Below are 13,836 nucleotides of genomic sequence, written 5' to 3' on the forward strand. Positions count from 1 at the left end.
AACCGAAGGCATTTCCGATATGTCCGCAGAAGCTAATGCCAAAATTATCGTACAAGGTGTCGATGTTTCATATGGTGACCATATTGCGCTTAAAAATATTGATTTGAATATTATAAGCAACAAGGTCACATCATTGATCGGCCCTTCCGGTTGCGGGAAGACAACATTTCTTCGGTGTATAAACCGAATGAACGACCTGATCAGTGCATGTTCTGTCGAAGGGTCTATTACCCTTGACGGATATGACATCTATGACCCAAGTGTTGATGTAGAAGTGCTTAGGCGCAAGGTCGGTATGGTTTTTCAAAAACCAAATCCATTTCCAAAGTCCATTTATGATAATGTTGCATACGGCGTTAAAATTCATGGCCTCGCAAAAGACAAGGAAGAGTTAGACGCTATTGTAGAAACCAGTCTGGAACGGGCAGGTTTGTGGGAAGAAGTAGCGGGGCGCCTCGACACATCAGGCACCAGCCTATCAGGAGGGCAGCAGCAGCGGCTTTGTATTGCGCGTGCAATCGCAATATCACCGGAAGTTATTTTGATGGACGAGCCTTGTTCTGCGCTGGACCCTATCGCAACAGCCAGAATTGAAGAGCTGATTCATGAACTGAAAGAACGTTATACGATTGTGATCGTAACCCATTCTATGCAGCAAGCAGCCCGCGTGTCCGACTATACTGCTTTCTTTCATGAGGGTGATCTGGTAGAAAAAGGGGAAACAGGCGCGTTGTTCACCAACCCGAATGACAAACGCACCGAAGCCTACATTACAGGGCGTATCGGTTAATCAGAAAGGCAGATAGAATTATGGTTACAACTCAACATATTGTAACTGCCTATGATGATGAATTGGAAGCGCTCGACCGGATGGTCGCGGAAATGGGTGGCCGCGTTGAACAGTTATTGTCGGATGCTGTCTCTGGCCTTATCAGAAGCGACGCTGAAACGGCACAAAATGTAGTTGCCGAAGATAAAAATATTGATCAGCTGGAATTAGACATCAATCAACAAGCCACGCAGTTGCTTGCTCTCAGGCAACCGATGGCTGCTGACTTGCGGGCTGTTGTTGCTTCCTTAAAAATCGCCAATGACCTTGAACGTATGGGCGATTATTCCAAGAATATCGCAAAACGCACAATTACACTGTCAAACACGTCCTTCATGCCCTCCATGTCGCGTTCAATTGAAAATATCAGTCGGATGGTCGGGGACATGATTAGCAATGTATTAGACGCCTATCGTAAGCGTAACAGTGAACTCGCCAAGGATGTGATTGCGCAGGACGAAAGCGTAGATCAACTTTACACATCTTTGTTTCGGGAAATCCTCACCTATATGATGGAGGATCCTCGCAACATCACGATTTGCACACATTATCTGTTCATCGTTAAAAATATTGAGCGGATCGGTGACCATGCAACAAATATTGCTGAGCAAATTTATTATGTAGCGGAAGGTGCCCCCTACGAGGAGGGTCACCCCTACGCAGATGAAACAAGCAACATTACATAACCACTCGTTTCAATAATCATCGACCGTTTAGGCTCTTAGAGAAAATATAAGGCAGTATTAAAGCTGTGAAAATTGCAATCATTGGCGCTGGGCCATCTGGATTAATGGCAGCGGAAATATTAGGTTCAAATGGATATCAGGTTGATATTTTTGAGCGTATGCCAACGCCTGCGCGCAAATTCCTGATGGCTGGTAAATCGGGATTAAACATCACCCACAACGAACCATTTGATGCTTTTCTTTCGCGCTATAATGAATATGAAAAATATTTAAGCGCACCCATTAAGAGCCATTCACCCGGCGATATACAGAATTGGATGAAAGGGTTAGGTAACGAGCCATTTGTTGGCAGCTCTGGTCGCGTCTTTCCAAAAGTAATGAAAGCATCACCCTTATTGAGGGCCTGGATCAAGCGCCTCGAAATGTGCAGGGTAAAACTCTTCACGCGGCATCATTGGACAGGTTGGAACAATGATGGGCAATTAGTGTTCAACACGCCAAACGGCGATCAATTCCATGACTACGGCGTCACCATCCTCGCACTTGGGGGCGCAAGCTGGCCAAAACTTGGTAGTACAGGAGACTGGGGCGATTACTTAAGAAACCACAATATTAAAGTTACCAATTTTGCGCCATCCAACTGTGGGTTCACTGTTAACTGGAGCAAACATTTAATCGACAATTTCGCTGGCACACCCGTGAAAAATATCAAAGTATCAATTAAAGATAATAGGGGCGAAACACACTGCACACAAGGCGATTTGATGATCGCCAGTTACGGCGTAGAGGGTGGTCCCACATATACACTCTCGCGCTTTGCCCGGGAAAAACTACAAGCTGGTCAAAATACATATTTTGAACTTGATCTGGCGCCTGATCGCTCAGAAGCGGATATTACAAAAGCCCTCTCTAAACCACGCGGCAAAAAATCAATGTCAACGCACCTAAAACGGTCTGTTGGCATAGCAGGGGTTAAATCCGCATTACTTTATGAATGCCGGCCAAAACAAACACTACACTCAGGTGATATACCGGCGCTTGCAAAAGCCATTAAATCCACGCGTATAAAATTGGAAACACCCAGACCAATAGAAGAAGCCATAAGTAGCGCTGGCGGCGTGTGTTTTTCAGGTCTTGATGAAAACCTTATGGTCAAAGACAAACCGGGTCTATTCTGTGCTGGAGAAATGATTGATTGGGAAGCTCCAACCGGGGGTTACTTAATCACCGCATGCCTGGCACAAGGCAAACAAGCAGCAGAAGGCGTTCTAAAATGGCTCAAAACACACAATCAAAACCCATAGGTCATTGATAAGCTGTGTAAGGGCAAAAATATGCTTTGAAAGAATGGTGATCCCGGGTGGATTCGAACCACCGGCCCCCAGATTAGGAATCTGGTGCTCTATCCGACTGAGCTACGGGACCACAACGATCATGCTATATCTTAATGCTTTCAACCGCTCAAGCAGTTTAACAAATGACCATAGGCAGCTATTAAAAGGTTGTATCGCCTATTAAACCGAGCCGCTCTCGTGTAACGGCTCGATTTATTCAATATCTAAATTGCTTACTCACTAACCTTTGAGGTGAGCAAGCATTGTATCAACGTCTGATACTTCAAATGGATCAGCGCCAAAATCATCATCAAGACCGGGCTCTACAAACATTTTGGTAATGTTGCCGTCTTCAACAAGCGCAGAATAACGCCAAGACCGAAGGCCAAAGCCCAGGTTGTCTTTCTTCACGAGCATACCAAGGCGTGAAGTTAACGTGCCAGAGCCATCGGGAAGTAAACGCACTTTCTCTACGCCCATATGTTTGCCCCACTGAAACATAACGAAGGCATCGTTTACGCTTATGCAAATAACGTCATCAACACCGAGCGCCTTCAGTTCTTCATATTTTTCTTCATAACCCGGAAGGTGCGTGGAAGAACAAGTCGGTGTGAAAGCGCCGGGAAGGCCAAAAATCACAACTTTCTTGCCTTTGAACAAATCGTCAGTCGTTACATCCTGCCAACGAAATGGATTATCACCACCGATACTTTCATCACGAACTCGGGTTTTTAGCGTAACTGCGGGGATTTGCATGATATCACCTCATAATATTGCGGGTTAGAGCCTGACTATAGGCCAACGAAAATTATCGCTCATACTATGCCGATCTGACGCGGCGTCAACGATGAATAGACTTTTAGCGTATTCAAGGTAAAGTTATAGAAATGAAATGTCTGCGCCAATCCAGTATGCTCTGCTTGATACTCATGTTTATGAGCTTTCAAATCACTGCTCAAGAGCTTGACACTTCCGGGTTATCTGCATGTGGTTCGACAAAATCAATTCATTCGATTAGCGGCGATAGCTTCAAGACAGAAGAGATTGGGAAAGTATCACTCGATTTACTTATTGCCCCCAAATTATGGGAAGATATTGCTGCTTACACATCATGGCCGCATGCAACTGTTTCAAGAGAATATTTAAATGAGCTTCTTCAAGGTCAAAACCTAAAGCTATACTGCGATAAAAGGGCAAGGGATCATAGATCCGTCGTACGGGCACATGTGCTGAGAGAAGACAAAGTTTGGGTTCAGTATGAAATGGTTAAATCCGGTCATGCCATTCTATACCCACATCCCTCGTCCGCTTTTATTGATACACCTGAATATCAGGCAATTCAAAAAACAGAACGAGTTGCAAGAGAAAACAGGCTCGGATTATGGAAACTTGATGCCTATCAAACAATCAATGCAGAAAATATCAAACTACTCTCAAATCGTACCGGGCAATTTCTGTTTGTTCGCGGATCGGTATCCAGTGCCGCCAAAGTCAGAAAGACAATATATTTGAATTTTGGCGATAACTGGCGCCGTGATTTTACAGTTGAGATTGATGAAAAAACCCTGAAACTATTTGAAAAGACAAATATAAACCCTCTAACCTTGGAAAACACCATAATCGAAGTGAGAGGCTGGGTTGATTATAAAGGTGGGCCGAGGTTGGAACTCTTATCACCAGCCCATCTAACGATCGTAAAAGAGCTAGAGTAGTTACAACAAAAGTAAACCCCGTAAGGCATAATACCTTGCGGGGTTTTAATTATTCGTCGATGGTATCTGACTTTCAAGCAGCAAGTTCTGCTTCTAGTCTTACAATCGCTGCTTCTTCGTCGATTTCCTCAACAGCAGCAAGCTCACGCGCAAGGCGGCCCAATGCTGCTTCATATATCTGACGTTCGCTGTATGATTGCTCAGGCTGATCAGAACTTCTGTGTAAGTCACGAACAACTTCTGCAATAGAGACAAGATCACCAGAATTGATCTTTGCTTCATATTCTTGTGCGCGGCGTGACCACATTGTCCGTTTAATACGCGCTTTACCTTTGAGTGTAGTAAAGGCTTCTTTCAATGTCGCCGAGGACGACAAACGACGCATCCCGCTTGATTCTGCTTTATTTGTTGGAACGCGAAGTGTCATGCGTTCTTTTTCAAAACGAATGACATAAAGCTCTAATGAAATTCCTGCAATATCCTGGGTTTCTAATTCGATAATCCGGCCAACACCGTGCTTTGGGTAAACAATATAATCATCAACTGCAAAAGGATGGTTATCTGATTTGCTTGCCATAATATTCTTTTATCCTTCTTGGTTTGCCAAAGGCCAAGAGCATTTATAAATGTTCAGCCTTATCCGCAATTAAGCGGAGACAGCCACCATAAAAAAGCGAACCTGAGTGTTTTCGAAATTAAAAACACAATACGGCTCGCCACATGGCTTGGCTTGATGAGAACGTCATCACTTTAAGCACACAAGCTATAAAAACCTTGATTAAATGCTTAAATCGAGGGCGATTGTAACATAATTTTAACCTTTTTCACAGTCAAAACGGCTAAAAACATGAATTAGGCTGGAAAAAGTAAAAAGGGCTAACAAATCATGCTAACCCTTTCAGAATAGAAAAGCTAAATTTTCTTTTATATTAAGAACTTAACTTCCTGCACCTGGATTTGCAGAGAACAGCTCCATCTTGCCTTCTTTGTCTTTCCAATCATCGGCATCAGCAGGTTGTTCACCTTTAACTGTAATATTTGGCCATTCTTCCGAATATTTTGTGTTCAACTCAAGCATTTCCTCAAGACCGTCCTCAGTATCAGGAAGAATCGCTTCAGCAGGGCACTCAGGCTCGCAAACGCCGCAATCAATACACTCGTTCGGGTTAATAACGAGCATATTTTCACCCTCATAGAAACAGTCAACAGGGCATACCTCAACACAGTCCATATACTTACATTTAATGCAAGCTTCAGTTACAATGTATGTCATGGCAGTTTCCTCATATTCCTTGGATAATGTTTAATTGCCTTCAGGCTTTATCGCCTTATGCCTAAATTCACAGGGTACGACAATATATTTTTTCTAACTATATTGTTATTCTTAGCTCATCTAAGTCATTGAAAGTGCGAATGATTATTATTATCTGTCGATCTCCATCAATCGATCGATTGCTCTTCGTTCCGCTTTTGTTGGACGGCCAGAACCCGGTTCACGCACTGGCTTAGAATAATCAGTTGTTTTCTCGGTACTATTCTGAGGGTCACTAAGATCCGGCTCGCTTAGATCAGTATATAAAGCCTGCGCCTCAGGCGCAGGGCCGCGCCGTTGTCCTATATCTTCTATTTTGACAATTTTTATTTTATCGGCCTTAGGAAAAGTCAGAACATCCCCAACCTTTACGGTAGCACTTGCCTTGGAAGAGACAATACCATTGATGCGGATTTTACGAGCTTTACAGATTTTGGATGCAAGCGAACGTGTTTTAAAAAAACGGGCATACCACAGCCATTTATCAAGTCTGATTTGGTCTGATGACGTGCCCGTTTCCATTATATCAATTATTTCTTATTGGACAAAGCGTCCTTAAGACCAGCGAGTGCCGCAAACGGCGAGTCAGGATCAGCAATTTTTTCCTTCTTAGGTTTAAAACTCTGATTTTGACGACCTTGCTTGTTATTCTGGCCTTTACCAGAACGGGGTTTACCCCCTTTACCTTTATTCGTGAATTTCTGGTTTGGTTTGCCTGTTTTTTGCGGCGCGCGTCGTTTGGAAATCCACTTGAAGAAATAACGCTCTGTTAATTCGTCATCCTTAGAAGCTTCGCCCTCTTCTGAAACGCTCTCTTCAGCTTGATTTGCCACAGCCTCATTGCCGTTCTCAGGCGTTTCTTCTTTGGCAGCAATTGAAACTTCATCACCGGAAGCTGCCTCTGCTTTCGGCGTTTCTGCCGCTTCTGCTTCACTGTTTTCTGTAACGCTGGTGGTTTCTTCTGCTGTTTCAGCAGCAGTGTTATCAGCGACTTCCGCTTTAACCATACGAACTTCATGATTATAGCCCGCAGCTTTCATAACATTGGCAAAATCTTCACCTGACAGTCCAACAAGGCCCATAATCTCAGGGGTTACTTCAAACCAGCCATGTTCCTGCCCAAGTGGCCTCACGGTATCGGCCAAACGCTCCAGCATGTCCATACGAACGGCTTTTTTGCCTGCAACACGGAAACCTGCAAGTTCATAAAACGCATCTGGCGCCGTTTCCTCGGTCTCTGTCCAAACCATTCCAGGTGTCGGAATCCCCGGAAGTGCAGACATTTCCTTTTCCATTGCCCACATCATCAGGCGAAGTTCAGTCGCATGTGGTTTCAAAAGGATCGGAATATACAAACTTGATGCGCCGATACGGATACCAAACCTGCGCAAGCCCTTACGCGCTTCCTGATCAATCTGCCGAAGATCGTTATCAATCTCGGTTCGTGCCATAGCGCCGTAATTTTCAAGAAGACGATACGCAATTCCGCGCGCAAGGCCCGTGAGTGGTGCTGCGCCTTCGGGGGCTTCAATCTCACCGTTCAGTTCTTGTGCCAAGCGCACAATCGGGTCAAGCTTCTCAGCAATGCGTGTGTCTAACCATTCCTGAATTTTCGATTGAACCAGTTCAGCATTCTCGCCCTCAAGAAGCGTATTGGTAACTAACTTCACGCGCGGCGCAAACATAGCCCCAGAATGATGAACTGTTGCCACAGGCGCACCCTCCCAAACAATTTTCGGAAAAGCAAGTCCTTCAGTAAAATCAAACTCCAGAGTTTTAAAGCCTACGTTTGCAAAAAGTTTTGCCCGGCGCGTAAGTTCAGCCCTGAGCGCTGTTTCGGCAGCAGCCTTCAGGGTCTTCTGGTCATCACGTGCAGCCCCTGCTTCCACGCGGAAAGAAAAGCCATTAAGTTCACCAATTTCATGGCCTTCAACCGAGACCTGATTTGTATTTTCATCTATGCTCACGCTGAGTTCACCCTTTTGCCTGAGCGAGCGCATGAGGACCGCCGTCCGACGATCCACAAACCGCTGTGTTAATCTTTCATGCAATGCGTCAGATAATTTATCTTCTACACTGCGGGTTACATGGGCCCAGTGTGCCGCATCTTCAAGCCAGCCTTTTCGATGCGAAACATAGGTCCAGATGCGAATACTCGCAATTCGTGCCGCCAAGGTATCTATATCACCGTGCGTATTGTCAAGTCGCTTCACCTGTCTTGTGAACCAATCATGCGAAATAACGCCGCCTTTACCCATTAAATCCATGAAAATGCGCTTCAAAAGGCTGATATGCTCGTCCATTGACAGCTTTTTAAAGTCCGGGATCTGACAAACATCCCATAACTGCTGAACAGCGGCTGGTGTTGTTGCACAATTTTGAATGTCTTCATCTTCTGATAATTTCTTAAGCGCTAATAAATCTACCGAGTCGCGAGACCTGTGGAGGCCCTCCATTGTCGCTGGCATCTCCAGCGAACGAATGAGCCTGCTAATCGTGTTAAAATCAAGCCGATGATTACGCCAAAAGATATGCTTGACCGGTTGGAATTGATGATCCTCAATCTGGGCAATCATCATCGGGTCCATTGGCTCCATACCGCCGCCAAGGGTTGAAAAGGTTCCGTCTTTTTTAAAGCGTCCGGCGCGGCCAGCAATCTGCGCGGCCTCTGAAGCACGCAAGTCTCGGAACAAGCGCCCATCAAATTTCTGAAGCGAGCCAAAGGCAACATGGCCAATATCCATATTCAGGCCCATCCCGATTGCGTCTGTAGCAATCAGATAATCAACTTCCCCTGATTGGTACATCTCAACCTGTGAATTGCGCGTTCGCGGCGATAGCGCCCCCATCACAATAGCGGCGCCGCCCTTTTGACGACGCATCAATTCTGCCATGCCGTAAACTTCGCTTGCCGAAAAACCAACAACAGCGCTTCTTCGCGGCAGTCGATGCAATTTTGCCGGTTTGATATGGGTTAATTTTGAAAAACGAGGGCGTGTCAGGATTTCCACTTCTGGCACAAGCCGCAGAATAAGCGAACGCATTGTCTCTGCGCCCAAAAGAAGTGTTTCATTGCGGCCGCGCGTATGAAGCATATGCTCGGTGAAAACATGGCCGCGCTGCGGATCTGCAGCCATCTGCACCTCATCAACCGCGACAAAGTCAACCGCCGCATGGCGCGGCATGGCTTCCGCCGTGCACAGGAAATATCTCGCGCCTTCAGGAACGATACGTTCTTCACCGGTAAGAAGCGCCACCTGACGCTCGCCTTTGGCGCGTACAACCTTGTCATAGACCTCGCGCGCTAAAAGCCGTAAAGGGAACCCCATAACACCGCTTGAGTATGCAAGCATACGCTCAACAGCATAATGAGTTTTTCCGGTATTTGTTGGCCCGAGAACCGCTTTAACAACACCAACCATAAAAGACTGACTTCAGATAATTATCACTGACCTAATCCTATATAGATTAGATGAGCGAACACCAAGCTGAGACTTTTAGAAATTTATATAAGCTTTATTTATAATGGTTTAAATTGATATAGCTTGCATTTGTTCATGATATGTTCTATATTTTTATTTCAAAATACACGTCTAAAGAGAAAATTATGGGGATTCACAAGCTTGATAATATGCGGTACAACATTTTGTGTGATTTGAATTCGGGGCAACGAAATGTTGGGGAGGAAACTTTGGCGTCTATTCTTTCTGAAGAGCAGCTAAAAAAAGAAATAAACGACAAAAACCTAATACAAAGTGCAGATGTAAACTGTGCAGAAGGCATCAAATATGATTTTCGGTTAAGCAACAGAATACTAAAATCATCTCTTGGTGGGCCAATTAATTTACAAGAGTTACCCGCATTAGAACGTAGTAAGGTTGCCGTCGACCCGGGTGAAGTGGTTTTTGTACTTACAGAGGAACGAATTAATTTATCTGCTGATGTGATGATTACACTCAGCCCAAAAAGAAAATTAAGTCATGAAGGCGTGCAGATTTTAGGTGGATTATGTGTAGACCCATTATATCAAGGACACCTCTTGATTGGACTATATAATTTTTCTTCTGCCCCATTTTTGCTTAAACCTGGTCGAAAATTAATAGCTGGAGTATTTCAACGTTTAACTGATGTTGAGAAGATGGAATTCGATATTCCAGATACAATTATTGATGATTTTCCTGATGAACTCGTAAACCTTATTAAAAATTACCAGCCTGTAGGTACTAAAGATTTAGTTTTAAAAGTAGACGAGCTTTCGAAAGAATTGAGGTTAATGAAATCGTTAATGGATGACGAGCAAAAATGGCGTACCAATTTTGAGGGGTATTTAGAAGAGCACAGTAAACAAATTGGTGATTTACTTCATGGTTTGCGGCAAGAAAAAGACATTAGAGAAAAATCTCTTAAAGAAGAACGGGATTCACGTAATAGCCAACTTACAGATATGAAGCGTGAACTCGATAATGAACGAATATCACTAAAAGCGATTTTCAAAGTTAATAATATTCTTTTAGGTATTGCATTAATAGGGGTTGGAATAATATTACGTGAACTATGGTCTATGTTAATCAATTAAAATATTAATTGGTTTTGCTTGACCGCTCTTGACGAATCGCATATACGCGCGGTTCTGCAATCGAATAAGCGATGCAGGTAAAAGATCATAAAGATTCTCAGGGCTTTGCTCCTGATAGAAAAACGAAGGATAAAGATCATGGCTCGTGTATGCGAACTCACTGGTAAACGCGTAATGACTGGTAACAATGTTTCTCACGCAAACAACAGAACTCGTCGTCGTTTCCTACCAAACCTTACTAAAGCAACTTTGATTTCTGAAACTCTTGGACGCTCCGTTTCATTCCGCCTATCTACACATGCGCTCAGAAGCGTAGAGCACAACCACGGTCTCGATAATTTTCTTCTAAAAGCACGTGATGCTGACCTTTCAGCAAATGCTTTGAAAATCAAAAAAGAAATCAAGAAAAAACAAGCTGCTGCAAAATAAAGTAAGCGTTGTATCTAAGAATTCTAAAACGTCAGCAATTTTGCTGGCGTTTTCTTTTGCCTATTGGTCCGTTAACTCAAAGACCATCATGATCGTTCGTTGAAGAAAACTAAAATTATCATCTGACAGCATGAAAACAAGCGTGCGACCATCCGGTAATTCGACGACATCCAACCCTTCCATATTATCGACCGTTAAGGGTGGCCTGAAGGTTGCCAATTCTTCGCCGGACAAGGTCGAGCCTTCGACAATATCTGCGACCTTAATCCGCACAAGTTTCGCCGCTACGCCGTCAATTGGTGAAAAGAAGCGGGTCATCACCAAGACATCGCCGTTTGAAAGTGTGGTCGCGTCTGTGGCGTGAAAATTAGGTGCTGGTTTAAAATGCAGCAATTTGGACGTTGTTTCAGTTGCCAAAAAAGCCTTGTACCGACCTTGGCGGTCACGGCCATTTTCCATAAACGCCAATATTTCGCCATTTGGCATTAAGGTCATTGCCTCAACACCACCATTTTTACCAACGCCGGAAAAATCGATTTGATCCGTTATTTTGGAACGTCTGGTGTTTTTCGCAGGGGCCGTCACATGCAAAATACGATGATCTTGCTCAAAGCCTATGAGCCAACCATCATCTACCTTCACAATGCTTTCGGAATCCTGTTTTGCTTTACCGTCTCTGCCTTCGGATTTCGGTGACTGCCACCGAAGTGTCGCATTTGTAAACGGTGCTTTTGCATTCAGGTCTAAATCCGCGCGAAGCCAAAGGCCTGTATCGGTGATGGAAAATATTTTGAAAACATCACTAGCATCCGTTTCGAACACCCTAAGTGCGGAAAGGCCACCAAACTGCTTGTGGTCGCTTGTCAGTGCCCATCCATTGAGAAACCTCAATTTTCCAACGGATAACTGCTTGGGATTGTCTTCATTTAAGGCAAGAGGCTGTGCCGTAATTTTGTGTTTTTGTCCGCCCCATTCAGGCTTTTTCTCATCCGCAGTCACTGTAACGGATGAGACAACGATAGCTGTCAATATGGATAAAAGACGAACGGGTAACTTAAAACTATGCTGCATTGATCTATCCATTACGGCGCATTTGGTGCTTTGGCCTAAATTCTTCTTCAAACAGTTCGGCAAGTTGGTCTGTCATGGCGCCGCCCAATTGCTCGGCATCAAGGATGGTTACCGCTCGCTCATAGTAGCGCGTCACATCATGACCAATACCAATAGCGATCAACTCAACTGGTGATCTTTTTTCAATCCAGTCAATAACTTGTCTCAGATGATTTTCAAGATACGTACCTGTGTTTACCGATAATGTACTATCATCAACGGGGGCCCCATCAGAAATCACCATCAGGATACGCCTTTCCTCAGGCCGTGCAATCAACCTCTGATGCGCCCAAAGAAGCGCTTCACCATCAATGTTTTCCTTCAGCAGGCCTTCACGCATCATCAAACCCAGGTTTCGGCGCGCACGCCGCCAAGGGCTATCAGCGGTTTTATAAACAATGTGCCGCAAATCGTTCAGTCTTCCGGGGCCATTACTACGACCAGCCTGAAGCCATTTATCGCGCGACGACCCGCCCTTCCAAGCTTTCGTCGTAAACCCTAGAATTTCTACTTTGACACCGCAGCGTTCAAGCGTACGGGCAAGTATATCCGCAGAAATTGCAGCGATTGAAATCGGCCGTCCGCGCATGGAGCCGGAATTATCCAACAGAAGCGTAACAACCGTATCCTTAAACTCCGTATCTGACTCTAGTTTATAAGAAAGCGGATAGAGCGGATTTGTAACAACGCGTGAAAGGCGTCCGGCATCAAGAACACCTTCTTCCAAGTCAAAGTTCCAATGCAGTCGCTGCTGCGCCAGTAACCGCCTTTGTAAACGATTGGCAAGCTTGGATACAGCACCAGACAAATGTGCCATTTGTTGATCAAGGTATTTTCTTAGGCGGTCCAGCTCTTCGGTATCACACAGTTCTTCTGCCCGAACGATCTCATCAAACTCTTCTGTAAAGATTTGATAAAAGGGCGAATCCGGCATTTGGTCCATCGGGCGGTTTGGCCGCCAAGGTGTCGTCCCTTCCTGCTGTCCTTCACCGGCTTCGGCTTCAGTATCATCTAGGTCTTCTACAGCAGTTTCACTACTGCTTTCGTCATCCGTGTCTGGCCCCTCACTCGATTCGCCGCCATCAGCGCCATCAGCATCGTCGCCACCATCTTCATCGCTATCGGGGTCACCCTCTGGTGTTTCTGGCGCATCACCCTGAGCATCATCGGCTTCGTTTTCATCATCACTCTCAAGCTCATCGCCTGGTTCATTACCAATAAGCGCTTCGATGATCGTGCGGCTAAGAATAGATAGCCCCTTTTGGTCCTCAATTTTATCTTCGAGCTGATCAAGGAACTGACCAATACTGTCCTCTATCCACTTGCGCTGTCCTTCAACGATACTAAGCGCTGTTTCAGGGGCTTGTTCCCCTGTAAGGCGCTCTCTGGCCAGCAAGCCAAGGATCGTTGCTAACTTGCTTTTCTCATCCGAACTGGGTCGATTGATACCCGATTCCAAGACACGTTTTTCAACCAGGCTATTAAGGTTACCGCGAATACCATGCATTTGACGCGCACCGATCGCTTCAATCCTCGCTTCTTCAACCGCATCATAAATATCGCGGGCTAGCGTACCCCCCGGTGCTAACTTACGGTGAAGCTTTCCATCGTGATATCGACTGCGAAGAGCGAGCGAGTCCGCTTGTCCTCTTAGTTCCGCAACATCACGCTTGCTTGGCTTATGGGGCAATTGAGCCAACCTGATTTGATTGGCGGCAATTCCTGATACATCTGCTGTGAATGTCACTTCGAGTTCGCGGTCGCTTGCAACAGCGCGCGTTGCGGCAGCCATAGCCACCGCAAAATCTTCTTTATCCTTCTGACCAGTTTTGTCGGTCATGCTGGTTC

At 45.1% G+C, this 13,836-nt stretch carries 13 protein-coding genes and 1 tRNA gene; 6 read left to right on the plus strand and 8 right to left on the minus strand.

Annotation, left to right across the window (positions count from 1 at the left end; all coding sequences use genetic code 11):
• Positions 1-19: 19 nt before the first annotated feature.
• From pstB to KFF44_RS00435, 3 genes are all read left to right on the plus strand, one after another.
• The gene (pstB, locus tag KFF44_RS00425) at positions 20-790 is read left to right on the plus strand and encodes a phosphate ABC transporter ATP-binding protein PstB (RefSeq protein WP_255938860.1); all 771 of its coding nucleotides are present in this window, start codon (positions 20-22) and stop codon (positions 788-790) included.
• A 20-nt stretch (positions 791-810) separates the two neighbouring features.
• Positions 811-1,515, plus strand: a complete 705-nt coding sequence (gene phoU, locus KFF44_RS00430) for a phosphate signaling complex protein PhoU (RefSeq protein WP_255936171.1) — start codon at positions 811-813, stop codon at positions 1,513-1,515.
• Positions 1,516-1,580: 65 nt separating this feature from the next.
• On the plus strand, positions 1,581-2,819 hold the full coding sequence (locus KFF44_RS00435; RefSeq protein WP_255936172.1) for a TIGR03862 family flavoprotein: 1,239 nt from the start codon (positions 1,581-1,583) through the stop codon (positions 2,817-2,819).
• Between the two features lie 44 nt (positions 2,820-2,863).
• Here the strand turns inward: KFF44_RS00435 and KFF44_RS00440 are convergent.
• A tRNA-Arg gene (locus KFF44_RS00440) sits at positions 2,864-2,940 on the minus strand.
• Positions 2,941-3,089: 149 nt separating this feature from the next.
• Entirely contained in the window at positions 3,090-3,605 is a 516-nt protein-coding gene (locus tag KFF44_RS00445; RefSeq protein WP_255936173.1) for a peroxiredoxin, read from the minus strand.
• A 179-nt stretch (positions 3,606-3,784) separates the two neighbouring features.
• On the opposite strand from KFF44_RS00445, the gene KFF44_RS00450 reads away from it, so the two are divergent.
• Entirely contained in the window at positions 3,785-4,561 is a 777-nt protein-coding gene (locus KFF44_RS00450) for a thermonuclease family protein (protein ID WP_255936174.1), read from the plus strand.
• A 73-nt stretch (positions 4,562-4,634) separates the two neighbouring features.
• Here KFF44_RS00450 and KFF44_RS00455 read toward each other — a convergent pair whose 3' ends face one another.
• The 4 genes from KFF44_RS00455 to KFF44_RS00470 form a co-directional block, all read right to left on the minus strand.
• Positions 4,635-5,138 (minus strand): CarD family transcriptional regulator, encoded by a 504-nt coding sequence (locus KFF44_RS00455; RefSeq protein WP_255936175.1) that lies wholly within the window; start codon positions 5,136-5,138, stop codon positions 4,635-4,637.
• Positions 5,139-5,498: 360 nt separating this feature from the next.
• Positions 5,499-5,834, minus strand: a complete 336-nt coding sequence (gene fdxA, locus KFF44_RS00460) for a ferredoxin FdxA (protein WP_255936176.1) — start codon at positions 5,832-5,834, stop codon at positions 5,499-5,501.
• A gap of 150 nt (positions 5,835-5,984) precedes the next feature.
• Positions 5,985-6,395, minus strand: a complete 411-nt coding sequence (locus KFF44_RS00465) for an RNA-binding S4 domain-containing protein (RefSeq protein WP_255936177.1) — start codon at positions 6,393-6,395, stop codon at positions 5,985-5,987.
• Between the two features lie 8 nt (positions 6,396-6,403).
• Entirely contained in the window at positions 6,404-9,295 is a 2,892-nt protein-coding gene (locus KFF44_RS00470) for a helicase-related protein (RefSeq protein ID WP_255936178.1), read from the minus strand.
• Between the two features lie 269 nt (positions 9,296-9,564).
• Here KFF44_RS00470 and KFF44_RS00475 point away from each other — a divergent pair, with 269 nt between their 5' ends.
• Positions 9,565-10,449, plus strand: coding sequence for a hypothetical protein (locus KFF44_RS00475; protein WP_255936179.1), 885 nt, complete (start codon positions 9,565-9,567; stop codon positions 10,447-10,449).
• 138 nt (positions 10,450-10,587) lie between these two features.
• A complete protein-coding gene (gene rpmB / locus KFF44_RS00480) occupies positions 10,588-10,878 on the plus strand; it encodes a 50S ribosomal protein L28 (RefSeq protein WP_255936180.1) in 291 nt (96 codons plus the stop codon).
• 60 nt (positions 10,879-10,938) lie between these two features.
• Here rpmB and KFF44_RS00485 read toward each other — a convergent pair whose 3' ends face one another.
• Together KFF44_RS00485 and cobT are read right to left on the minus strand one after the other, a co-directional pair.
• Positions 10,939-11,949: an esterase-like activity of phytase family protein gene (locus KFF44_RS00485; protein WP_255936182.1), complete on the minus strand. Its 1,011-nt coding sequence runs from the start codon at positions 11,947-11,949 to the stop codon at positions 10,939-10,941.
• 4 nt (positions 11,950-11,953) lie between these two features.
• On the minus strand, positions 11,954-13,828 hold the full coding sequence (cobT, locus tag KFF44_RS00490) for a cobaltochelatase subunit CobT (RefSeq protein ID WP_255936184.1): 1,875 nt from the start codon (positions 13,826-13,828) through the stop codon (positions 11,954-11,956).
• Positions 13,829-13,836: the final 8 nt, after the last annotated feature.

Origin of the sequence: Kordiimonas sp. SCSIO 12610 (assembly GCF_024398015.1) — a bacterium.
In the GTDB taxonomy this organism is placed as follows: domain Bacteria; phylum Pseudomonadota; class Alphaproteobacteria; order Sphingomonadales; family Kordiimonadaceae; genus CANLMI01.